This is a genomic window from Streptomyces sp. NPDC017943, assembly GCF_044328425.1.
GTDB lineage: Bacteria > Actinomycetota > Actinomycetes > Streptomycetales > Streptomycetaceae > Streptomyces > Streptomyces djakartensis_A.
Genome location: NZ_JBIRHH010000004.1, coordinates 562,673 through 585,004, shown reverse-complemented (window position 1 = coordinate 585,004; position 22,332 = coordinate 562,673). Strand labels below are relative to the sequence as shown.

The window sequence follows — 22,332 nt, the reverse complement described above, 5'->3', positions numbered from 1 at the left end:
CCTCAGTGCACGGGGTCGGCGAGGTGCTGGGTGCCGATCCGCTTGCGGAAGACCCAGTACGTCCAGCTCTGGTAGAGCAGGACCACGGGGGTGGCCACCCCGGCGCACCAGGTCATGATCTTCAGCGTGTACGGGCTGGACGAGGCGTTGGTGACCGTCAGGCTCCAGTCCGCGTTCAGCGTCGACGGCATGACGTTCGGGAACAGCGTCAGGAACAGCATCGCCACGGTGGCGACGATCGTGATGCCCGACAGGGCGAACGCCCAGCCCTCACGCCCCGCCCGTGCGGCACCCAGGGCCGCGACCAGCGCCGCCACGGCCACGACCAGCGCGACCAGCGACGCGCCGTCACCACGCTCTGCCTGCGTCCAGAGCAGGAAGGCGAGCGCCAGCACGGCGGTGACCGCGCCGACCCGCAGTGCCAGCGTCCGCGCCCGTTCCCGGATCTCCCCGACGGTCTTGAGGCCGACGAACACCGTCCCGTGGAAGGTGAACAGCGTCAGCGTGACCAGACCGCCCAGCAGCGCGTACGGATTGAGCAGGTCCAGGACCCCACCGGCGTAGTTGAAGTCCTGGTCGATCTTCACGCCCCGCACGATGTTGCCGAAGGCCACGCCCCACAGGAAGGCCGGCAGGAGCGAGGTCCAGAAGATCGCCGTCTCCCAGTTGCGCTGCCACGTCTCCTCGGGCCGCTTCACGCGGTACTCGAAGGCCACGCCCCGGACGATCAGGCAGACCAGAATCAGCAGCAGTGGCAGGTAGAAGCCGGAGAAGAGCGTGGCGTACCACTCGGGGAAGGCGGCGAAGGTCGCGCCGCCCGCCGAGAGCAGCCACACCTCGTTCCCGTCCCAGACGGGCCCGATGGTGTTGATCAGGACCCGCTTCTCGGGCCGGTTGCGGGCCAGCAGCCGCGTGAGCACCCCGACCCCGAAGTCGAAGCCCTCCAGGAAGAAGTAGCCGGTCCACAGGACGGCGATCAGGACGAACCAGACGTCGTGCAGTTCCATGACTGTGCAGCTCCCTCGGCCTAGTACGAGAAGGCCATCGGCTTGTCGGCGTCCCGGGAGTCGCCGCCGATCTTCGTGGGCGGGTTGAGGTCGGCCTCGGTGAGCTCGGGCGGCCCGGCCTTGACGTACTTCACGAGCAGCTTGACCTCGATCACGGCGAGGACGGCGTACAGCGTGGTGAAGACGAGCATCGAGGTGAGGACCTCGGCCTGGGAGACGCCGGGGGAGACCGCGTCACGCGTCTGGAACAGGCCGTAGACGACCCAGGGCTGACGGCCCATCTCGGTGAAGATCCAGCCCCACGCGTTGGCGATCAGCGGGAAGGCCATCGTCCAGACCGCCGCCAGCCACCACAGGCGGGTGAGACGCGGCTGCAGCGGCTTGCGCAGCAGCACCAGATGCGGCACCTCGTCGTCGCCGGTGCGCCAGGCGGCCGGCAGCAGGAACTTCTTGCGGGTGAGCCACAGTCCGAGCAGGCCGATCGAGAACGACGCCATGCCGAACCCGATCATCCAGCGGAAGCCCCAGTAGGCGACGGGGACGATGGGCTTGTAGTCGCCGGGGCCGAACTTCTCCTGGAGCGCCTTGTTGGTGTCGTTGATGCCCGGCACGTACGACTCGAAGTCGCTGTGGGCCAGGAAGGAGAGCAGTCCGGGAATCTCCAGGGCGACCTTGTTGTGGCCCTCGTCCACGTCCCCGTAGGCGAACACCGAGAAGGGCGCCGGCTTCTCGCCGTCCCACAGCGCCTCGGCGGCGGCCATCTTCATCGGCTGCTGCTCGTACATGACCTTGCCCAGCGTGTCGCCGCTGACCGCGGTGAGCAGGCCGCCGACGGCAACGGTGACGAGGCCGAGGCGGAGGGAGGTCCGCATGACGGGGATGTGCTTCTTGCGCAGCAGGTGGAAGGCGGCGATGCCCACCATGAAGGCGCCTCCGGTCAGGAAGGCGGCGGAGAAGCTGTGGAAGACCTGGTTGAGCGCGGTGTTCTGGGTGAGTACCAGCCAGAAGTCGGTGAGCTCGGCGCGGCCCTTGGACTCGTTGATCCGGTAGCCGACCGGGTGCTGCATCCAGGAGTTGGCGGCCAGGATGAAGTACGCCGACAGCAGCGTGCCGATCGAGACCATCCAGATGCAGGCCAGGTGGATCTTCTTCGGCAGCTTGTCCCAGCCGAAGATCCACAGGCCGATGAAGGTGGACTCGAAGAAGAACGCGATGAGGGCCTCGAAGGCCAGCGGAGCACCGAAGACGTCACCGACGAAGCGCGAGTAGTCGGACCAGTTCATGCCGAACTGGAACTCCTGCACGATGCCCGTCACCACGCCCATCGCGATGTTGATCAGGAAGAGCTTCCCCCAGAACTTGGTCGCCCGGAGGTACTTCTCCTTCTCCGTCCGCACCCAGGCGGTCTGCAGACCGGCCGTCAGCGCGGCCAGCGAGATCGTCAGGGGGACGAACAGGAAGTGGTAGACGGTGGTGATGCCGAACTGCCATCGCGCCAGGGTCTCCGGCGCCAGAGCCAGGTCCACGTCGCCGCTCCTTACCTACGCTTGTGAAAGCGTTCACATTCACAAGCCATTATGCAGCACGCACATTCGAGGGTCGGAGGGGGCCCCGTGTGACGCTCGTCAACCCTTGGCGGGAACTTCAACATAATGTTGAATCTGTCGCATGCAGACGCACACACCGACCCGGATCCGGATCTCCTGGCCCTCCGGGCACCTCACCGCGACCCTCGACGACACTCCGACCACCCAAGCCCTCAGCAAGACGCTGCCGCTGGTTTCCACCGCCCGGACCTGGGGCGAAGAGGTGTACTTCGACACGGGAGTGTCGGTTTCACGTGAAACAGGCGCCCGGCAGGTCGTCGAGCCGGGCACGGTCGTCTTCTGGATGGACGGTGACGCACTGGCGCTCCCCTACGGCCCCACGCCCATCAGCCAGGGCGACGAATGCCGTCTCGCCAGCCCGTGCAACGTCCTGGGCCGCGTCGACGGCGACCCCCGGCTGCTGGCCACCATCCGTGACGGCGACCCGATACGCGTGGAGCCGGTCGACGACTGACGCCGACCGGCTCCACCACGATTGTCCCGCTCGATTCAGAGCTCCCTGCGGAACCCTTCCGCCACCTTCAGGAAGATGTCGTTCGCCTCGGCCTCGCCGACCGTCACCCGCACACCCTCGCCCGGGAACGGTCGCACCACCACGCCCGCCTGCTCACAGGCCTCCGCGAAGCCGACCGTGCGCTCCCCCAGCCGCAGCCACACGAAGTTGGCCTGCGTCTCCGGCACGGTCCAGCCCTGGGTGCGCAGCCCGTCGACCACGCGCGTGCGCTCACACACCAGCGAACCGACCCGTCCGAGCAGCTCGTCCTCGGCCCGCAGCGAGGCGATCGCCGCCTCCTGCGCGAGCTGACTGACCCCGAACGGTACCGCGGTCTTGCGCAGCGCGGCCGCCACCGGCTCGTGGGCGACGGCGAACCCTACCCGCAGGCCGGCCAGGCCGTACGCCTTGGAGAAGGTGCGCAGGACGCAGACGTTGGGCCGGTTCCGGTACAGCTCGATGCCGTCCGGCACCTCGGGGTCGCGGATGAACTCGCGGTAGGCCTCGTCGAGCACCACCAGCACGTCACCGGGGACCCGGTCGAGGAAGCGCTCCAGCTCCGCCCGCCGTACGACCGTGCCGGTCGGGTTGTTGGGATTGCAGACGAAGATCAGCCGGGTCCGGTCGGTGATGGCGTCCGCCATCGCGTCGAGGTCGTGCACATCCCCCGAGGTCAGCGGCACCTGCACCGAGGTCGCGCCGCTGATCTGCGTGATGATCGGGTACGCCTCGAAGGAGCGCCAGGCGTAGATCACCTCGTCGCCCGGACCGGAGGTGGCCTGGATCAGCTGCTGGGCGACGCCGACCGACCCGGTGCCGGTGGCCAGGTGGGAGAGGGGCACGCCGAACCGCTCGGACAGCTCGTTCATCAGCGCCGTGCAGGCCATGTCCGGGTAGCGGTTGAAGGTGCAGGCCGCCGCCGTCACGGTCTCCATGACGCCCGGCAGCGGCGGGTAGGGGTTCTCGTTGGAGGACAGCTTGTAGGCCACCGGTCCCCCGGCCGCAGCGGGCTTGCCCGGCTTGTAGGTGGGGATCCCCTCCAGCTCGGCGCGCAGCTTGGGGCTCGTCTCGCTCACCGCAGTCCTCCTCGTGAAGACCGGCGGCCCATGACCGCCGCCGACATCCAATACTCCTCACCTTATGAGGATTCGGCGCCGCTGCGTATAGCCACGGCGAAGCGACCCCGCGAGGGACCCGGCAGCCCACCGGCATCCAGGGCATCGACGTATGAAGGCGTACGAATCCGGGGGCGCGCCGCACATATATCTACGCGCCGGTGGTGCACGCCCTGGCGCGCATCACCCGTGCAGGTGAGTTGAGACCTCTTCGCAACATCCGCCACGGGGCAGGTACGCACGCGCCACCACGTCACGTACTGCCATGGGAGCGCTCAACCCCCTTTGCTTCGCAGGCAATTGCCGCCACATGATCATGCAGAAACGTGTCTGTCAACGCGTGCATATGCGTCCGCCCTACCCCACCGCATGAGCCCTACTATCGGCTCGCCATGACAGCAGCAGGGAAGCACCAGGTGAGCCGCGCGGAAACCTCACGGCGAGGCAGCCGGCCGGGTCGGGCGGGTATCAGAGACGTGGCCGCCGCCGCCGGAGTCTCCATCACGACCGTCTCCGACGCCCTCAACGGCAAGGGCCGGCTCCCGGACGCCACCCGGCGGCATGTCCGAGAGGTCGCCGACCGGCTGGGCTACCGGCCCTCGGCCGCCGCCCGGACCCTCCGCACCGGCAAGTCGGGCCTCATCGGCCTGACCGTGACGACGTACGGGGATGAACCTTTCACCTTCACCGAGTTCGCGTACTTCGCAGAGATGGCACGGGCCGCCACCTCCGCCGCGCTGGCTCGCGGCTACGCCCTCGTCATCCTGCCCGCGACCTCCCGGCACGACGTGTGGTCGAACGTCGCGCTGGACGGCACGGTCGTCATCGACCCCTCCGACCAGGACCCGGTGGTCGGCGAACTCGTCCGGCAGGGTCTGCCCGTCGTCTCCGACGGCCGCCCGGCCGGCGCGCTGCCCGTCACGGCCTGGGTCGACAACGACCACGAGGCCGCCGTGCTCGGCATCCTCGACCACCTGGCCGACGCCGGCGCCCGCCGCATCGGCCTGCTGACCGGCACGAGCACGGACACCTACACCCACCTGTCCACCACCGCGTACCTGCGCTGGTGCGAGCGCGTCGGCCAGGACCCGGTCTATGAGGCCTACCCGGCGCACGACCCGTGCGCCGGCGCCGTTGCGGCCGACCGGCTGCTCGCCCGGCCCGACCGCCCCGACGCCGTCTACGGACTGTTCGACCCGAACGGCACCGACCTGCTCGCCGCCGCCCGGCGCTACGGCCTGCGCGTCCCCGAGGACCTGCTGCTCGTCTGCTGCAGCGAGTCCACCGTCTACGCGAACACCGAACCGCCGATCACCACGCTCTCCCTGAAGCCGCGGCGCATCGGCACGGCGGTCGTCCAGCTCCTCATCGACGCCATCGAGGGCGTCGAGTCGGAGCAGCCGGTCGAGCAGGTGATACCGACGGAGCTGATCGTGCGCACGTCGTCCCAGCGCCGGCCGCCGCGCACGACGGTCAGCCCGCCGCGGTCGCCCGAGGAGACGTGAGGCCCCGCTCCCGGGTGGCCGCTCCCGGCCGGTCGCTTCCGGGTGGCCGCTCCCCGGTGGCCGCTCCCGGGTGACGGAAGGTCGCACTCCCCGGGGAAACGGGGCCGGTCCCCCGGAGAGACGGGATCGTTCTCGCGAAGAGAACAAGCGCGAGGACGGTCCCACGGTGGTAGAAGTACGGCGTAATCGGGGCGAAAGCCGCGGCGAACCGGAGTCTTGGTCCGATTCACCACCCCTGGGTCATCACATGGCGCGATCCGCATTCCTATGATGGGCCCACGACACCGGCGGGCCGCTACGACCAGGCAGTCCGATGCGGTGCAGATGCGGCGCGATGGTGGAGGGGTCGATGACTCAGGGGGCCGGTCAGGGACCCGCGGTGGAGCGGACGGCGACGTTGCGCGACTTCCGGGTGCCCGCGTACGTCCACGAGACCGGTCCGTACGTCCACAGCGTCCACCCCGGCGAGGTCACCCCGCCGCCCGCCGAGACGTATCCGGAGGGTTACACGCCGACCCAGCGCGACCTTCCGGTCGTGAACCGGGGTGACACTGTCCAGGTGACCGTCGAACCCGAAGCCGCCGCAGCCCCGCAGTCCGCCGCCACCGGGCAGGGCCCGCTGTACGTCGTGGGCGACGTCCACGGCTACCTCGACCAGCTGGTGGCCGCCCTGCAGGAGAAGGGCCTGCTCGACACCGCCGGCAACTGGTGCGCGGGCACCGCCCGGCTGTGGTTCCTGGGCGACTTCACCGACCGCGGCCCGGACGGCATCGGTGTGATCGACCTGGTCATGCGGCTGTCCGCCGAGGCCGCCGCCGCCGGCGGCTACTGCAAGGCGCTCATGGGCAACCACGAGCTGCTGCTGCTGGGCGCGAAGCGCTTCGGCGACACACCCGTCAACTCCGGGGCCGGCACCGCCACCTTCCAGGCGGCCTGGCTGCTCAACGGCGGCCAGAAGACCGACATGGACCGCCTCCAGGACCACCACCTGCAGTGGATGGCCCGCCTGGACGCCGTCGAGGAGGTGGACGGGCACCTGCTCGTGCACTCCGACACCACCGCCTACCTCGACTACGGCCGCTCCATCGAGGAGGTCAACGACACCGTCCGCGAGACGCTCACGCGCAACGACGCCGACGAGGTCTGGGACCTGTTCCGCAAGTTCACCAAGCGGTTCTCCTTCCGCGACGAGGGCGGCGCCGACGCCGTGCGCTCGCTGCTCGAGACCTACGGCGGCACCCGCATCGTCCACGGCCACAGCCCGATCCCGTACCTGCTGGGCGAGGCGGGCTCCGAGGAGGACGAGGAGGCCACCGACCCCGTCGTCGAGGGTCCGCACGTCTACGCCGACGGGCTGGCCATCGCGATGGACGGCGGCGTGACGATGGCCGGGAAACTGCTGGTCCAGCAACTGCCCCTGGCCACCTGACCGTTCACCGGGCGACAGCGACCGTCCCGGAGGCCCCTCCCACGGGGGGCCAATTTCGGTAAACCCCCTGTCACCGCACACCGTCACCGCTCTACCATCGGCTTATCCGTAGCAGGCTCCCCTCCGTTTCTGCCCGACGGCTCGTCAGCATGCCGAGCCCCAAGCCCTACGGAGCATCGGGGGATGCACATGAACAGCGTTCCGCAGCACCTGCTGAGCGAGGACCGCCAGGAGTACGAGCGGGTCCTCGATGAGGCGCTGCGCTCCGCCCCACACCGTCCGGAACTGTCCGCCGTCGGACAGCGGCTCAACTCCGAGCAGTTGCGCACCATGGCGCTGAACGCCACCGCGCTCATCACGGCCGCCGCGTCGGCCGAGTACCAGCACTACGTCAAGCTCCGCGACGAACTCCGTCAGCCCGCCCCGTCCGCCTCGGCGCCCGTGCGCGACACGGGCTCGTCCGAGGAGGGCTCGGGCGCGGCCGGGCTGGCCACGACCGTGGGCGAGGTCGCCGCCGAGACCGCCGGCGCGGGCGCCGTCGCCGTCGTCGCCGTGCTCGCCCCCGTCCTGGGCGGCACCGCCGCCGCTATCTTCCTGCTCGTCGGCTACATCCTGCGGATGATCGACCCCGACCAGGGATTCGCCCGGACCATGCTCACCACCGGCTGGGTGTTCGGCGCGGTGACCGCGGTCGCCATCCTGGTCGCCGCGGTCGGGCTGCTGCTCACCGCACTGCGCAACAAGCCGACGGCCGACACGGGCCCGTACGGCGAGCTGCGCAGAGAGGTCGACCGGGCCCGGGAGGCATGGCGCGAGGCACTGCTGGAGCGGGGCATCCTGCCGTTCCTGCGGGAGGCGCTCGCCAACCCCGGCGCGGCCGCCGCGCTCCACCACCCCGCGCCCTCGGCACCGGTCAGCCGCATGCCCCACCTGGGGTACGACCGCCCGGGCTTCTCCAGCCCGGACGACGGAGGCCGCGGCTCCCGGCCGAGCTTCAGCAGCCCGGACTACACGAGCCCGGACTTCGGGGGCCCGGAGCACCAGCCGGACTAGCCCCGGGCACCCGCTCCCCGACAGGCGCCCGACGACCCGCGCTCCCCGGACGACCGGGGCGACGGGAAGCGGGGTCCCGGTTTCACGCCAGGCGCCGGACGATCTGCGCTGCCACCCTCTCGACCGACGTGCGCCCGTAGGTGTGCACCAGAGCGAGATGGAAGAGGGCGGGGGCGAGTGGAGCCCACCGATGGATGCGATCGGCACGGAGCATGTACTTGATGACCGGCGCAGGGCGGAAAGGCACGTAGTCGATGGTCTGGTGTTCCCATCGGTCCGCGACCCCGCGGCTCATGCGCGATTGCAGCCCCTCACAGGTCAAGTCCGTCAGCCTGGCCTGGAAATGGGCGCTCCAATGACGCTTGTCGAGGTCCAGCACGAAGGCCAGCAACTCGAGTGCGTACTCGTTCGGCTCGATCGCAAGCTCCTCCCGCATACCCCGCCGGGCGACGCCGTGCAGGTCGGGGGCGCTTCGGCCCGACGAGTCGATGTGCCGGGACAGCCCTTCGTTGACGGAGGAGTTCCACACGCCGGGAGCCATGCGAACCCGGTCGCTTCGACGGCTGACCACCAGCATGTCGTCAGCGGTCACCACCGCGATGTTGACGGCGAAACTGCAGTGCAGAAACGCGGGGGCCCGCAGCGGATCGTCCGGGTCGAGATAGCGGGTGCGCGGGGTCGTGCCGTCGGCCAGCCGGCGATCGAGCTGCTGGGCCGCGAGGAACGTGTAGTAGTCCGTCGGGCGCAACCGCAGGTGGATCTCGGGCTGCTCGTCGAGAGCGGTCCGGGACACGTCGAAGGACTCGACCGCATAGCGTGAACCGTTCCACAGGGGGGTCCGGCCTTCTGCCCGCAGGCGCACGCTCTCCGCCTCGATCTCCTCCCGCCAGCCCGCCATGTCCGCGGGCAGCCGGATCTCCTCGTCGAGTACCTGGACGAAGACGGAGTCGTTGGCTATGGACGACTCGCCGTCCCCTTCCACGATCAGGGCGGACGTGTGAAGGGGGCCCAAGGAGAAGGTCCGCCACGCCGGGCCGGACTCCTCCCGCTGCCGGAGGCTGCGTACCGCCCTCATGGAGCGAGTACGCAGCCTGTACCAGGCGTCCTGCAGCGGTTGCTGGAAGAGCACCGCGCACAGCATCCCCAGCACGGCACCGACGACTCCGTTGGCCACGTCAACCCCACCCATGCCAGGCATGGTAGGGACTGCGATCACACCGCGCGTGATCTTGTCCTGTTCAGGGACCGTGGATCTGCGTGAGCCGGCTCAGTCCGCGATCGGCAGGTACACCCTGTTCCCGCTCGCCGCGAACTCCTTGGACTTCTGCGCCATGCCCTCCTCGATCTCGCTCCGGCTGCCGCCGTGCTCCCGGCGGATGTCCTGCGAGATCTTCATGCTGCAGAACTTCGGGCCGCACATCGAGCAGAAGTGGGCCGTCTTGGCCGGTTCCGCGGGGAGGGTCTCGTCGTGGAACTCCCGGGCCGTGTCCGGATCGAGGGCCAGGTTGAACTGGTCCTCCCACCGGAACTCGAAGCGGGCGTCGGACAGGGCGTCGTCCCACTCCTGGGCGCCCGGGTGCCCCTTGGCGAGGTCGGCCGCATGGGCGGCGATCTTGTACGTGATGACGCCGGTCTTCACGTCGTCGCGGTTCGGCAGGCCCAGGTGCTCCTTGGGCGTGACGTAGCACAGCATCGCCGTGCCCCACCAGGCGATCATCGCGGCGCCGATACCGGAGGTGATGTGGTCGTACGCCGGCGCGACGTCGGTGGTCAGCGGGCCGAGCGTATAGAACGGGGCTTCATCGCAGATCTCCTGCTGAAGGTCGATGTTCTCCTTGATCTTGTGCATCGGGACATGCCCCGGACCCTCGATCATGGTCTGTACGTGGAAACGCTTCGCGATCCGGTTGAGTTCCCCGAGCGTCCTCAACTCCGCGAACTGCGCCTCGTCGTTGGCGTCCGCGATGGAACCGGGCCTGAGACCGTCACCGAGCGAGTACGTGACGTCGTACGCCGCGAGGATCTCGCAGAGTTCCTCGAAGTTCTCGTACAGGAACGACTCCCTGTGATGCGCGAGGCACCAGGCCGCCATGATCGAGCCGCCGCGGGAGACGATGCCGGTCTTCCGGTTCGCGGTGAGCGGCACGTAGGCGAGACGCACGCCCGCGTGGACGGTCATGTAGTCCACGCCCTGCTCGGCCTGTTCGATGACCGTGTCCTTGTAGATCTCCCACGTCAGCTCCTCGGCGCGGCCGTCGACCTTCTCCAGGGCCTGGTAGAGCGGCACGGTGCCGATGGGGACGGGGGAGTTGCGCAGCACCCACTCGCGCGTGGTGTGGATGTTGCGGCCGGTGGACAGGTCCATCACCGTGTCGGCACCCCAGCGGGTCGCCCAGGTCATCTTCTCGACCTCCTCCTCGATGGAGGACGTCACCGCGGAGTTGCCGATGTTGGCGTTGACCTTCACCAGGAACCTCTTGCCGATGATCATCGGCTCGATCTCCGGGTGGTTGACGTTGGCCGGAAGAACGGCGCGGCCCGCCGCGATCTCGTCCCGCACCACCTCGGGTGCCACGTTCTCCCGGACAGCCACGTACTCCATCTCCGGGGTGATCTCGCCCCGTTGTGCGTAGGCGAGCTGCGTGACCGCCTTGCCGTCCCGGCTGCGGCGCGGCTGGCGCGGGCGCCCGGGGAAGACGGCGTCGAGGTTGCGGAGGCCGCCGCGGGGCGAGGTGTGCTTGATGCCGTCGTCCTCGGGACGGACGGGGCGGCCCGCGTACTCCTCGGTGTCGCCGCGGGCGACGATCCAGTTCTCGCGCAGGGGGGCCAGACCCCTGCGCACGTCGGTCTCGACGAGTGGATCGGTGTACGGGCCGGACGTGTCGTACAGCGTCACCGACCGCCCATTGGTGAGGTGCACCTGCCGGACAGGCACGCGCAGGTCGGGGCGGCTGCCCTCGAGGTACGCCTTGTGCCAGCCGATGGACTTCCCGGCCTCCTCGGACTGTGCGTCCTGAACGGAGGCAGGCGTGCGTGCGTCCTTGTTGGTCATGAGACCTACTCCCTACGCCGGCATTACCCGGTAACAGGTTCGGCGGTCGACGCAGCGGCTTCCGTCCTCCGACGTTCCGTGGGAACCATCACCCGACTTCGGTGATGTTTCATGTGAAACATCGCTGGGACGAAGGTCAGCGCCCTCTCAGCCCGGTGCTCCGAGCTCCCGCGTGTACAAAAGGTGACTCCACGCTAGCGGCAATCTTGGCGCGGTGACCAGAGGGCCCCCCTCGTTCTTGCGATGATCGGTGGGTGACCACCACGCATCGCTCCCCCTACCCACCGCCCGAGCCGCCCCGCGGACCCGGCGCCGGCAACGGCAACGGCAACGGCAACGGCCGGGGAGACGACCACGACTTCGCCGCCGGTTCCGGCCATGGGCCGGGCACGGGGCGGGGACGCGGTCCTGCGGCGGTGCCGCCGCCGGGGCCACTCCAGGGTGACTGGCCGGGGCACGGACCGTCGGGTGGCTTCGGGCAGGGCCCGGGAGCTGAGCGGGGGTCAGGTACGGGACCGGGTTACGAGCAGGGCGCGGGTTTCCGCCCCGGCGACGGAAACGGTCCTGGAGCAGGCCACGGCGGCGGACACGGCCATGGTGCCGACCACGACGGCGTCGACGGCGGCGGGCACGGCGGACCCGGACACGGGCACGGCGGACCCGGACACGGGGGCGGCCACGGAAGCGGCCAGGGAGGCGGCCACGGCTCCGATCCTTCTCCGGGGGGCGGGCACGGGCACTCGCACAGCCACGGCCCGGCCGCTCCCGTCTCGCAGCATCTACGCAAGGTCATCGCCGCTGTCCTGATCCCGTTCGCGGCGGCCGTACTCATCGGCCTGGCAGTGCTGTGGCCGGGCGGTGCGCCGGGCCACGAGCGCACGGGCGTCGGGTTCGACCGGCAGACGCAGCAGGCCACGGTCACCAAGGTCGTGGAGGTGAGCTGCAAGGAGGCCGGAGCGCAGGGCGTCCCGCCCACCGGCGACACCTCCACCGCCGAGGGCTCGTCCGCGAAGCAGCAGGAGGAGGGCACCTGCAAGCGGGCGACGATCCGCGTCGACACCGGCCCGGACGAGGGCCGCACGTTCACGGAGATCATCCAGCCCGACCAGTCCCGCCAGTTGAGCGAGGGCCAGGGGGTCGTGGTCGCCTACGAGCCCTCCGCGCCGAAGGATCTGCAGTACTCGGTCACGGACGTCGACCGGCGGCTGCCCCTCAGCCTGCTCGCGGGTATCTTCGCGGTCGCCGTGGTGGTCGTCGGGCGGCTGCGGGGCCTCATGGCGCTCATCTCGCTGGCCATCAGCTTCATGGTGCTGAACTTCTTCATCCTGCCCGCGATCCTGCAGGGCTCGAATCCGCTGCTGGTGGCGGTGGTCGGCTCGAGCGCGATCATGCTCATCGCGCTGTACCTGTGTCACGGCCTGTCCGCGCGGACCTCCGTGGCGGTGCTGGGCACGCTCATCTCGCTGCTGCTGATCGGCGTCCTGGGTTCGGTGTTCATCGACTGGGCCGCCCTCACCGGCAACACCGACGACAACACCGGCCTCATCCACGGCCTCTACCCGACGATCGACATGAGCGGTCTGCTGCTCGCCGGGATCATCATCGGGTCGCTCGGTGTGCTCGACGACGTGACGGTCACCCAGACCTCGGCGGTGTGGGAACTGCACGAGGCCAATCCCACGATGGGCTGGCGGGGGCTCTACCGCGCGGGCATCCGGATCGGCCGTGACCACATCGCCTCGGTCGTCAACACGCTCGTCCTGGCCTACGCGGGTGCCGCGCTGCCGTTGCTGCTGCTGTTCTCGATCGCGCAGAGCAGTGTGGGGACGGTCGCCAACAGCGAGCTGGTCGCCGAGGAGATCGTGCGCACGCTGGTCGGCTCGATCGGCCTGGTCGCCTCGGTGCCGGTCACCACGGCCCTGGCGGCGCTCGTGGTCTCCGCGGACCGTCCGGGATCGCAGCCGGCCGCGGAGGCCGCCGCCGCACCCGCGCGTGGAGGCAGAGGCCGCCGCCGCAAGCGCTGACGCGCGCCCGGGGGACACCCGCCTCATCCACGGCGGCGCCCCGCCCTCGGTCCCGACGGCACCTCACAAGAACGTTCCCGCAACCGTCCGGCGGCGTCCGGTGAAGCGTTCCTCCACCGTGCCGCGCGGACAGTCGGTCAGCCGGCGCCCTGTTCGGCGAGAATGCGGTCCAGCGCCTCGTCGAGATGGGCGTCGAAGTCGGCGAGGGAACCTTCCTGTCCCAGGGGCACCAGCTTGTCGGTGCGGTCGAGGAAGGCCACCAGCGGGGCCGTCGATGACCGGAACAGCGCCTGATCGCTGCCGACCTGAAGGCGGATCAGCACCTCGCCCAGCGCGTCGGGTTCGACGGGCGTGACCCGCACGTCGCCCTCCCCGCACGGCCGGCCGACCCCGTCGATCAGCAACTCCCGCCCGAAAGCCCAGGTGACCGGGGCGTCGCCCGGCAAGTGGAACGTCAGTCGGACGGCATAGGGATCACTGGTCTCATAGCGCAATTCCACCGGAATGCGGAACGAGAGCTCCTCGGACACGAGAAAGCTCATCATGACCTCTGCCTGTACGGACTCGCGCATCGATAACCCCGTCATTCGCCGTCGACTGGCCGGGTACGAACCTCTGACACTGGGAGGAATCTTGCTGAACGTACACAGCAGATCACAAGGAGTGAGTTTTCACATACTGATAGAGAGCGCCAGCGAGCCGAGCATCCGGCCGATCTCGCACTGCAACTGCCGGGCCGCAGGCAGCAGACGGTGCTCCTGGTGAGCCGGCAGCGAGATGGCGACGGTCGCGGCCGTGGCGCCCAGGGTGAGGGGGATCGCCGCGCAGACCGCGCCGAGGGCGTACTCCTGACGCTCGGTCACCGGCTCCATCCGCCGCAGCCGCTCCAGTCGCCTCAACAGGTTGTGGCTGTCCCGCACCGTATACGGCGTGAGCGCCTGCACGGGATAGCGGTCGAGGTGGTCCCGCCGGGCCTCCTCGTCGAGCTGGGACAGCAGACACTGCCCGATGGCATGCGCGTGCCCCGTCTCGCGGAAGTCGGCCCACTCCTCCACCGCCGGCGTACCGGGGCTGTCGGAGACGCACATGATCTCGATCTCGCCCTCGCGGTACACCGCGTAGTACACGGGCACGCCGAGGGTGTCACGCCAGTGCGCGAGGGCGTCCACCACCGTGCTGCGACGTTTCTGCCGTGCTCCGCTGCTGCCCAGCCGCTCGGCGGCCTCGCCGAGGAAGAACAGCCCCTTGTCCCGGCGCAGATATCCCTCGTGCACCAGGGTGCGCAGCAGGTGGTACGTCGTGGGCAGGGCCAGCCCCGTCTCGCGGGCCAGTTGCTTGGCCGGGGCGCCGTACTCGTGCCGGGCGACGGTCTCCAGCAGACGCATCGCGCGCTGCACGGATCCGATGAGCGTCGCCGGCGCTGCGGCGGGCGGCAGCGGTGGGACGGACGCCGCCGAGCGGGGCTGCGCGGGGACCGCGTGCAGGTGGACGGTGGCGGTGTCGGCGGGGACCAAGGGTCACTCCCGGAGCGCGAGGGGGAGACCGTGCGGGAAACACGGGTGGGGGCCGCTCGCGGGGTTGTCCCCGCGTCGAGTTCTGGACTCTATTCGCCCGCCACCGCGCGCAGACGGCCCAGGCGGGAATGTTCCCCCGCCCGAGGGAACCGGTGATCCCACCCGTTTCCCTCTACCCCCACCGGTGTCCCAGGGGTCTCACCAGTCGCTGCGGGACGAAGAACTCGAGGTGAACTTCCGTACGACGTAGATCAGTCCGCCGACCAGGGCCACGAAGACCAGCAGCTTGAAGAGCAGTCCGATGACGAACCCGACCACGCTGGCGATGAGTCCGCCGAACACGACCAGGGCGATGACCGGCACCGCGACCCACTTCACCCACCACGGCAGTCCCGCGAAGATCTCACGCATCGCCCTCGTCCTTGCCTCTCCGCCCGTTCGTGCCGGGTCCTGTCGGTTGTGCGGACCTCTGGTGTCCTGCACCCGATGCTAGGTCCGCGAGGGCGCCCGGCGGGGGGCTCGCACCCCCCGTCTGCCCCTGACCGAACCCCTAGGGAACCCCGAGGCGCCGCGTCAGCTCTCGGGCGGAGAGAAGACCACCACGACCCTCAGGTCCTCGGTGATGTGGTGGAACTTGTGGGCCACGCCCGCCGGTACGTAGACCACGCTGCCGCGCGCCACCTGGGTCGTCTCCAGGCCGACGGTGATCGAGGCGCGGCCGCTCACCACGAGGTAGACCTCGTCCTGGTGGTGCGGCTTCTGTGGATCCTGCTCACCGGCGTCGAGTGCGTACAGGCCGACCGACATGTTCTGCTCGCGAAGGAACTGCAGGTAGGCGCCCTCGTTGGCGGCACGCTCCGCCTCCAGTTCGTCCAGCCGGAATGCCTTCATGCCTTGTCCGCCCCTGCCTCTTGTGCCCGCGTCCGATCACGTCTGCCACGATCAGACACATGAAGAATTTCCTAGTCAAGACGATCGCCAACGCGGGCGCCCTGGCCGTCGCGGTGTGGCTGCTCGACAAGATCACCCTGACCGGTGACAGCACGGCCAAGGAGATCGGCACGCTGATCGTCGTGGCGCTGCTCTTCGGGCTGGTGAACTTCCTGGTCAAGCCGGTCGTCAAGCTGCTGAGCCTGCCGCTGCTCATCCTGACGCTGGGCCTGTTCACGCTGATCGTCAACGCGCTGATGCTGCTGCTGACCTCATGGCTGGCCGGTCTGTTCGACCTCAGCTTCCACGTGGAGGGCTTCTGGACCGCCGTCCTGGGCGGCCTGATCATCTCGGTGGTCTCCTGGGCGCTGAACGTCGTCCTGCCGGACGGGGACTGAGCGGCATGACGTACCGCGTCTGCTTCGTCTGCACGGGCAACATCTGCCGCTCCCCCATGGCCGAGATCGTCTTCCGCGCGCGCGTCGCGGAGGCCGGGCTGGAGGGCGAGGTGGTGGTCGACAGTGCCGGCACGGGCGGCTGGCACGAAGGCGACGCCGCCGACCCGCGTACCGCGGCGGTCCTGGCGGAGAACGGCTACGCCACCGGTCACACGGCCCGGAAGTTCCAGCCGTCGTGGTTCTCCCGCCTCGACCTGGTGGTCGCGCTCGACTCCGGCCACCTCGCGGACCTGCGCCGCCTGGCCCCGACGGAACAGGACGCGCGGAAGGTACGGCTGCTGCGCTCGTACGACCCCGCCGCCGGCGACGACCCCGACGTTCCGGACCCTTACTACGGGGGCGCCGAAGGCTTCGACGCGTGTCTTGAGATGGTGGAGGCGGCGAGCGACGGTCTGCTCGCCGCAGTGCGCGAGGACATGGAAGGAAGAGCGGCATGAGCGAATCCGCTGCGGGTCACACGCTTGCGGGGGACGGCACCCGTGCGGTGCGGGCCGGGCTGCCCGAACCGGTGAAGCACGAGCCCACCCTGCCCGGCCCCGTCTTCGCCGCCCACTTCCACCTGCCCGGCGACCCCACCGGCCCCTACACCTACGGGCGCGACGAGAACCCCACCTGGACGCTGCTGGAACGCGCCATCGGTGAGCTGGAGGCCCCCGGCCACGACGACGTCGAGACGCTCGTTTTCGCGTCCGGCATGGCCGCGATCTCCGCGGTGCTCTTCTCGCAGCTGCGCACCGGCGACGTGTGCGTCCTGCCCGACGACGGCTACCAGGCGCTCCCCCTCGTCCGCGCACAGCTGGAGGCGTACGGCGTCGAGGTGCGCACCGCCCCGACCGGCGGTGACGCCCAGCTCGGCGCCCTCGACGGCGCGAAGCTGCTGTGGATCGAGACCCCCTCGAACCCCGGGCTCGACGTGTGCGACGTCAGGCGGCTCTCCGAGGCGGCACACGCGCGGGGCGCCCTGGTTGCCGTCGACAACACCCTGGCGACCCCGTTGGGACAGCGTCCGCTGGAGCTGGGCGCCGACTTCGCGGTGGCCAGCGGCACCAAGCAGCTCACCGGGCACGGCGACGTCCTGCTGGGCTACGTCGCCGGCCGCGATCCCGAGGCCATGGCCGCGGTGCGCCGCTGGCGCAAGATCGTCGGCGCGATCCCCGGCCCGATGGAGGCCTGGCTCGCCCATCGGTCGATCGCGACCCTGCAGATGCGGGTCGACCGGCAGTGCGCGACGGCGCTGACGGTCGCGGAGGCGCTCCGCGACCGCCCTGAGGTGACGGGTCTGCGCTACCCCGGGCTGCCCGAGGACCCGTCGCACAAGATCGCCGCACAGCAGATGCGGCGCTACGGCTGCGTGGTGTCCTTCACCCTGCCCTCGCGTGAGCAGGCCGATCGCTTCCTGGAGGCGCTGCGGATCGTGGACGACGCCACGAGCTTCGGCGGCGTGCGCTCCACGGCGGAGCGGCGCGGGCGCTGGGGCGGGGACGCGGTGCCGGAAGGCTTCATCCGGCTGTCGGTCGGCGCCGAGGACCCCGAGGACCTGGTGGCGGACCTGCTGCACGCTCTGGACGCGTCGGCGCCCTGAAGACCCCCACGGACGGTCCGGACCTCCCTCCTGGTGGCTCGGACCGTCCCCCGGTTCCTCGTAACCGGGGCGCACGGGACACCGCCTCACCCTCGGAACCCCTGCCGACCTATGAGGCAATGTTTCACGTGGAACCAGCCGGGCCACATTTCCCCCATGACCGTCCGACCCGTGGTCAAGCGCACCGCCCGCGCCGTTCTCCTGGACGGTGACGACCTGATCCTGATCAAGCGCACCAAGCCGGGTGTCGATCCGTACTGGGTCACGCCCGGCGGCGGGGTCGAACCCGACGACCCGACCGTCGTCGATGCCCTGCACCGGGAGGTGTACGAGGAGCTCGGCGCGAAGATCAGCGACGTGGTGCCGTGCTTCGTCGACACCGTGGAGCACATCGGCGACGACGGCGGCGCCACGGGTGTGAAGGTGCAGCACTTCTTCGTCTGTCACCTGGAGTCCATGGATGCCTCGCTCCGCCATGGCCCCGAGGTGGACGAGCCCATCGGCGAGTACGAGATCGTGCGCGTGCCGTTCACCCGCGTCGGCATCGCCTCGGTGCATCTCGTTCCCCTGTCGCTGCGGCATTACCTGGACGGCAACATCGAGGGTGTCCGCGCCATGCACGCACCCGACTTGGGCTGAACCGGTGGTCAGTACCCGGCCAGGACCGGCTCGTCGGCGGGAATGCGCCATGGTGCTGTTCCGCCTGTTTCACGTGAAACGACCAGCGCCTGACCGCAGGTGGTGCGAGCGGCTACAACTGGCCAAAAGCTCGCGCCTCTCCACCGAAACAGGTGGACGCCGGGGGTCTTCGTCGGACAGCCTGACCTGCGTGCCGACTCCTTCCCTTGCCTTTCTGCCCGTTCGCCGTCTGACGCTTCGCGACCTCACCGCCTGCGCCGACCTGTCCGAAGACCGGGGGTGGCTACGGGAGGAGCACAAGTGGCAGTTTCTGCTCACAGCAGGCAAGGCCTTCGGCATCGACGATCCCGAGGGCGGTCTCGTGAGCGCCTGCGTGGTCACCGAGTACGGCCCGAGGGATCGTCCCGCCCTCGCCGCCATCGGCATGGTGCTCGTGGCCGGACGGCACGCTCGGCAGGGTGTGGGACGCCGTCTGATGCAGTACGTCGTGGCCGAGATGGGCACCACGCCTCTCACTCTGCATGCCACACCGTACGGCCGGCCTCTCTACGAGGAGCTCGGCTTCAAGGTCACCGGACGGGCCGAGATGGTGAGCGGGCACTTCGTCCCCGGCGGACCCGAACTCGAGGTCGCCACCCGTGCGGCCACCGCCGAGGATCTGGCGGCGATCCTCCGGCTCGACGAGCAGGTCTTCGGGGCGGACCGCACACACATCGTCACGCGGCTGCCCGCCTTCGCCGACCAGCTGCGGGTCGCCGAGGAGAACGGACGGATCATCGGCTACGCGGCCGCGTGGCCGAACATGGCCACTCATGTCGTCGGCCCTCTCATCGCCCGGGACACGGCGGTGGCCCAGGCCCTCATCGCCTCTCTCGCCGCCCACACCGATCGCCCCCTGCGCACCGACATCGACGTGCGGCACGAAGACCTCCTGGCCTGGGTGAAGGAACGCGGCCTGGACTCCATCGCCTTCAACGCGGTGATGACGTACGGCATCACCGAGCTGCCCGGGGACTGGAGCCGGCGGTTCGCTCCGGTCACGGTGGCGGCGGGCTGACGTTCCGAGACGACGAACGCCGGCTCCCCCAGGACGGGGGAGCCGGCGTTCACGCTGCGGGAGCCGGGTCAGGCGAGAGATTCCACGGCCGCCGTGGCGAAGGCGTGGTCCTGCTCCGGAGCGCCGCCGCCCACGCCGATCGCACCGATCAGGCGGCCGTCGCGGTGCAGGGGTACGCCGCCGGCGATGAACAGCAGAGGCCGGTCGAGCGCGGTGGGCAGCGTGTGGAAGGGGCCGCCGGGCTGCACGGCGTCCACGAGGTCGGCGGTGGGCGCGTTCAGCTGGAGGGCGGTGTAGGCCTTGCGGGTGCTGGTCTCACCGGAGATCAGCACGGCCCGGTCGTCGCGTCGGAAGGCGAGCAGGTGTCCTCCCGCGTCGAGGACGGTGATGCTGACGGTGACGCCTGCGGCCTCGGCCGCACGGCCGGCGGCGGTGACGAGGGCGTCCGCGTCCTGCGTGGTCAGCGGGGCGACGGCGGTGATGGTGCTCATGAGGTGTGTCTCCTGAAGAGTGGTCGAACAGGTCTAGGGGACGAGGTGGGCCTGGGCAGCCCGGATGCTCACTGGTGGACGCTGATCCGCTGCCCGGTGGAAGCGGGCCCCTCGACGACAGGGGCGGAGGTGCTGCCGCGGCGTTCCAGGGCGGCCGAGAGAACGGCCAGGACCAGGGCGGCAGCGGCGAGGGCGGCACCCACCCAGTTGGGGGCGGTGTAGCCGAGTCCCGCGGCGATCACGATGCCGCCGAGCCAGGCGGACAGGGCGTTGCCGAGGTTGAAGGCGCCGATGTTCACGGCCGAGGCCAGGGTGGGGGCTCCGTGTGCCTGGTCGAGAACCCGCTTCTGCAGCGGCGGCACGGTGGCGAAGCCGAGGGCACCGATCAGGGCGATGGTGACGGCGGAGAGCACCTTGTCATGGGCGGTGAGTGTGAACAGTGCCAGCACGACGGCCAGAGCGCCCAGGGAGACGTACAGCATGGGCATCAGGGCGCGGTCCGCGAACTTGCCGCCGACCAGGTTGCCGCCGACCATGCCGAGGCCGAAGAGGACGAGCAGCCAGGTGACCGAGCCGTCGGCGAAGCCGGCGACGTGGGTCATCATCGGCGCGATGTAGGTGATGGCCGCGAAGACTCCGCCGAAGCCGAGGACGGTCATCGCCATCGCGAGCAGCACCTGCACGTTCTTGAGGGCGGCCAGCTCGTGCCGCAGGTGCACGCCTTCCGCCTTGGGCATGTCGGGGACGAGCCGGGCGATGCCGGCCAGGCCGATCACGCCGAGGGCGGCCACGATGGCGAAGGTGACCCGCCAGCCGATGGACTGACCGACGAGTGTGCCCAGCGGGACTCCGACGACGTTGGCCACGGTCAGACCGGTGAACATCATCGCGATGGCCCCGGCCCGCTTGTGCGGGGCGACGAGGTCGGCCGCGACCACCGAACCGATGCCGAAGAAGGCGCCGTGGGCGAGCGAGGCGACGATCCGCCCGAGCAGCATGACGGAGAAGGTCGGGGCGACGGCCGAGAGCAGGTTGCCGGCGATGAACAGGCCCATGAGCAGCATCAGCATCCGCTTGCGGGAGACCTTGGTGCCAAGCACGGTCATCAGCGGGGCGCCGAACATCACGCCGAGCGCGTACCCGGTCACCAGGTACCCGGCGGTGGGGATGGAGACCCCGTAGTCGGCAGCGACCTCGGGCAGCAAGCCCATGATCACGAACTCTGTCGTTCCGATCCCGAAGGCCCCGATCGCGAGGGCCAGAAGCGCGAGAGGCATGGAGGGGTTACCTTCCCAGAAGATTGCAGGAGCGCTTTGCGTGCGTCCACAATAGTTGCACACGCGGGCTATATGCAACCGCCGTCTATTGCGGCGTTGCCCTATCCTGGAAGCAGCCGCTCGGGACGGAGGAAACGCCAATGACAGCGACGGACCCCGCGCTCACCGCTCTCGCCCAGGGGTGGTGCGCCCTTTCCCTGCTTCACGGGAGGATCGAGGCCCACATCGAGCGCGCCCTACAGGCCCAGCACGACCTGAGTGCGCGCGAATACTCCCTGCTGGACGTACTCAGCCGACAGCACGACGGCGAGGGGGGCCATCTGCAGATGAAGCAGGTGGCGGACGCGGTGGTCCTCAGCCAGAGCGCCACCACGCGCCTGGTCACCCGGCTCGAGGACCGCGGACTCCTGGAGCGCTACCTCTGCCCCACCGACCGCCGGGGCATCTACACGAACGTCACCGAGGCGGGTCTGGCGTTGCTCGAGGCGGCACGGCCCACCAACGACGCCGCTCTGCGCGAGGCTCTCGACGAGGCGGCGAAGAACCCCGAGTTGGCTCCTCTGGTCCGGGTCGTCGAGACGCTGAAGGCCCCGGTACCGGCCTGAAAAGGGGTCCGGACAGCGGTCCACCTGCGTAGGGTGCCGCTATGGGAGATCTTGAAATACGTCCTGTCGTCGCCGACGACGTCCCGGCGATCGTCGCCATGCTCGCGGACGACCCCCTGGGTGCCCGCCGGGAATCACCGGACGACCTGACGCCGTACCTGACGGCACTCGAGCGACTCAGCGCCGATCCGAACCAGCACGTGGTGGTGGCGGTCCGGGAGAACAGGGTCGTCGGCACGCTCCAGCTGACGATCATCCCCGGACTGTCCCGGCGGGGGTCCACCAGGTCGATCATCGAAGGTGTGCGTATCCACGCCGACGAACGGGGCAGCGGCCTCGGCACTCAACTCATCGAATGGGCCATCGACACATCCCGCGAGCAGGGCTGCCAGCTGGTTCAGCTGACCTCCGACAAGACCCGCGTCGACGCCCACCGCTTCTACGAGCGGCTCGGCTTCGAAGCCTCGCACACGGGCTTCAAGCTCCAGCTCTGA

The 22,332-nt window shown here is 69.7% G+C and carries 23 protein-coding genes and 1 riboswitch; of the genes, 12 read left to right on the top strand and 11 right to left on the bottom strand.

Features of this window, described 5'->3' with window-relative positions:
• Positions 1-2: 2 nt before the first annotated feature.
• Positions 3-1,007, bottom strand: a complete 1,005-nt coding sequence (gene cydB / locus ACH4C6_RS16245; protein WP_398109211.1) for a cytochrome d ubiquinol oxidase subunit II — start codon at positions 1,005-1,007, stop codon at positions 3-5.
• Positions 1,008-1,027: 20 nt separating this feature from the next.
• Entirely contained in the window at positions 1,028-2,533 is a 1,506-nt protein-coding gene (locus tag ACH4C6_RS16240) for a cytochrome ubiquinol oxidase subunit I (RefSeq protein ID WP_398109210.1), read from the bottom strand.
• 142 nt (positions 2,534-2,675) lie between these two features.
• Between ACH4C6_RS16240 and ACH4C6_RS16235 the strand changes: the two genes are divergently transcribed.
• Complete coding sequence (locus tag ACH4C6_RS16235) at positions 2,676-3,068, top strand: cyclophilin-like fold protein (protein ID WP_398109209.1); 393 nt, start codon at positions 2,676-2,678, stop codon at positions 3,066-3,068.
• 35 nt (positions 3,069-3,103) lie between these two features.
• Here ACH4C6_RS16235 and hisC read toward each other — a convergent pair whose 3' ends face one another.
• Positions 3,104-4,183 (bottom strand): histidinol-phosphate transaminase, encoded by a 1,080-nt coding sequence (gene hisC / locus ACH4C6_RS16230; protein WP_398109208.1) that lies wholly within the window; start codon positions 4,181-4,183, stop codon positions 3,104-3,106.
• Between the two features lie 431 nt (positions 4,184-4,614).
• Between hisC and ACH4C6_RS16225 the strand changes: the two genes are divergently transcribed.
• From ACH4C6_RS16225 to ACH4C6_RS16215, 3 genes are all read left to right on the top strand, one after another.
• A complete protein-coding gene (locus tag ACH4C6_RS16225) occupies positions 4,615-5,727 on the top strand; it encodes a LacI family DNA-binding transcriptional regulator (protein ID WP_398109207.1) in 1,113 nt (370 codons plus the stop codon).
• A gap of 334 nt (positions 5,728-6,061) precedes the next feature.
• The gene (locus tag ACH4C6_RS16220; RefSeq protein WP_398109206.1) at positions 6,062-7,156 is read left to right on the top strand and encodes a metallophosphoesterase family protein; all 1,095 of its coding nucleotides are present in this window, start codon (positions 6,062-6,064) and stop codon (positions 7,154-7,156) included.
• A 183-nt stretch (positions 7,157-7,339) separates the two neighbouring features.
• Positions 7,340-8,209: a hypothetical protein gene (locus tag ACH4C6_RS16215; RefSeq protein ID WP_398109205.1), complete on the top strand. Its 870-nt coding sequence runs from the start codon at positions 7,340-7,342 to the stop codon at positions 8,207-8,209.
• Positions 8,210-8,291: 82 nt separating this feature from the next.
• Here ACH4C6_RS16215 and ACH4C6_RS16210 read toward each other — a convergent pair whose 3' ends face one another.
• Both ACH4C6_RS16210 and thiC read right to left on the bottom strand, forming a co-directional pair.
• Positions 8,292-9,398, bottom strand: coding sequence for a hypothetical protein (locus ACH4C6_RS16210; RefSeq protein WP_398109204.1), 1,107 nt, complete (start codon positions 9,396-9,398; stop codon positions 8,292-8,294).
• 78 nt (positions 9,399-9,476) lie between these two features.
• Positions 9,477-11,261: a phosphomethylpyrimidine synthase ThiC gene (thiC, locus tag ACH4C6_RS16205; protein WP_398109203.1), complete on the bottom strand. Its 1,785-nt coding sequence runs from the start codon at positions 11,259-11,261 to the stop codon at positions 9,477-9,479.
• A riboswitch (TPP riboswitch) is annotated at positions 11,254-11,443 on the bottom strand. Its footprint overlaps the gene before it by 8 nt.
• 234 nt (positions 11,444-11,677) lie before the next feature.
• Between thiC and ACH4C6_RS16200 the strand changes: the two genes are divergently transcribed.
• Positions 11,678-13,285 carry a YibE/F family protein gene (locus ACH4C6_RS16200; protein ID WP_398109360.1) on the top strand — a complete coding sequence of 536 codons (1,608 nt, stop codon included), beginning with the start codon at positions 11,678-11,680 and terminating at the stop codon, positions 13,283-13,285.
• A 137-nt stretch (positions 13,286-13,422) separates the two neighbouring features.
• Here the strand turns inward: ACH4C6_RS16200 and ACH4C6_RS16195 are convergent, their stop codons facing one another.
• The 4 genes from ACH4C6_RS16195 to ACH4C6_RS16180 form a co-directional block, all read right to left on the bottom strand.
• Positions 13,423-13,857 carry an SsgA family sporulation/cell division regulator gene (locus tag ACH4C6_RS16195; protein ID WP_031115219.1) on the bottom strand — a complete coding sequence of 145 codons (435 nt, stop codon included), beginning with the start codon at positions 13,855-13,857 and terminating at the stop codon, positions 13,423-13,425.
• 99 nt (positions 13,858-13,956) lie between these two features.
• Positions 13,957-14,721: an IclR family transcriptional regulator gene (locus tag ACH4C6_RS16190; protein ID WP_398109359.1), complete on the bottom strand. Its 765-nt coding sequence runs from the start codon at positions 14,719-14,721 to the stop codon at positions 13,957-13,959.
• Positions 14,722-14,997: 276 nt separating this feature from the next.
• Complete coding sequence (locus tag ACH4C6_RS16185; protein WP_333931721.1) at positions 14,998-15,210, bottom strand: DUF5326 family protein; 213 nt, start codon at positions 15,208-15,210, stop codon at positions 14,998-15,000.
• 162 nt (positions 15,211-15,372) lie between these two features.
• Positions 15,373-15,690, bottom strand: a complete 318-nt coding sequence (locus ACH4C6_RS16180; protein WP_369196851.1) for a cupin domain-containing protein — start codon at positions 15,688-15,690, stop codon at positions 15,373-15,375.
• A 59-nt stretch (positions 15,691-15,749) separates the two neighbouring features.
• Here ACH4C6_RS16180 and ACH4C6_RS16175 point away from each other — a divergent pair, with 59 nt between their 5' ends.
• From ACH4C6_RS16175 to ACH4C6_RS16155, 5 genes are all read left to right on the top strand, one after another.
• Positions 15,750-16,127 (top strand): phage holin family protein, encoded by a 378-nt coding sequence (locus tag ACH4C6_RS16175; RefSeq protein ID WP_398109202.1) that lies wholly within the window; start codon positions 15,750-15,752, stop codon positions 16,125-16,127.
• Positions 16,128-16,132: 5 nt separating this feature from the next.
• Entirely contained in the window at positions 16,133-16,624 is a 492-nt protein-coding gene (locus tag ACH4C6_RS16170) for a low molecular weight protein-tyrosine-phosphatase (protein ID WP_398109201.1), read from the top strand.
• Positions 16,621-17,769: a cystathionine gamma-lyase gene (locus tag ACH4C6_RS16165; protein WP_398109200.1), complete on the top strand. Its 1,149-nt coding sequence runs from the start codon at positions 16,621-16,623 to the stop codon at positions 17,767-17,769. The genes ACH4C6_RS16170 and ACH4C6_RS16165 overlap by 4 nt, the downstream gene beginning before the upstream one ends.
• Before the next feature lie 156 nt (positions 17,770-17,925).
• Complete coding sequence (locus ACH4C6_RS16160; RefSeq protein WP_369196855.1) at positions 17,926-18,408, top strand: NUDIX domain-containing protein; 483 nt, start codon at positions 17,926-17,928, stop codon at positions 18,406-18,408.
• A gap of 190 nt (positions 18,409-18,598) precedes the next feature.
• Entirely contained in the window at positions 18,599-19,465 is an 867-nt protein-coding gene (locus tag ACH4C6_RS16155) for a GNAT family N-acetyltransferase (protein WP_398109199.1), read from the top strand.
• Between the two features lie 68 nt (positions 19,466-19,533).
• On the opposite strand, the gene ACH4C6_RS16150 is transcribed toward ACH4C6_RS16155, so the two are convergent.
• A complete protein-coding gene (locus ACH4C6_RS16150) occupies positions 19,534-19,956 on the bottom strand; it encodes a heme-binding protein (RefSeq protein WP_398109198.1) in 423 nt (140 codons plus the stop codon).
• Between the two features lie 68 nt (positions 19,957-20,024).
• Entirely contained in the window at positions 20,025-21,233 is a 1,209-nt protein-coding gene (locus ACH4C6_RS16145) for an MFS transporter (protein WP_398109197.1), read from the bottom strand.
• 140 nt (positions 21,234-21,373) lie between these two features.
• Here ACH4C6_RS16145 and ACH4C6_RS16140 point away from each other — a divergent pair, with 140 nt between their 5' ends.
• Both ACH4C6_RS16140 and ACH4C6_RS16135 read left to right on the top strand, forming a co-directional pair.
• Positions 21,374-21,838, top strand: a complete 465-nt coding sequence (locus ACH4C6_RS16140) for a MarR family winged helix-turn-helix transcriptional regulator (protein WP_398109196.1) — start codon at positions 21,374-21,376, stop codon at positions 21,836-21,838.
• A 41-nt stretch (positions 21,839-21,879) separates the two neighbouring features.
• On the top strand, positions 21,880-22,332 hold the full coding sequence (locus tag ACH4C6_RS16135) for a GNAT family N-acetyltransferase (protein WP_398109195.1): 453 nt from the start codon (positions 21,880-21,882) through the stop codon (positions 22,330-22,332).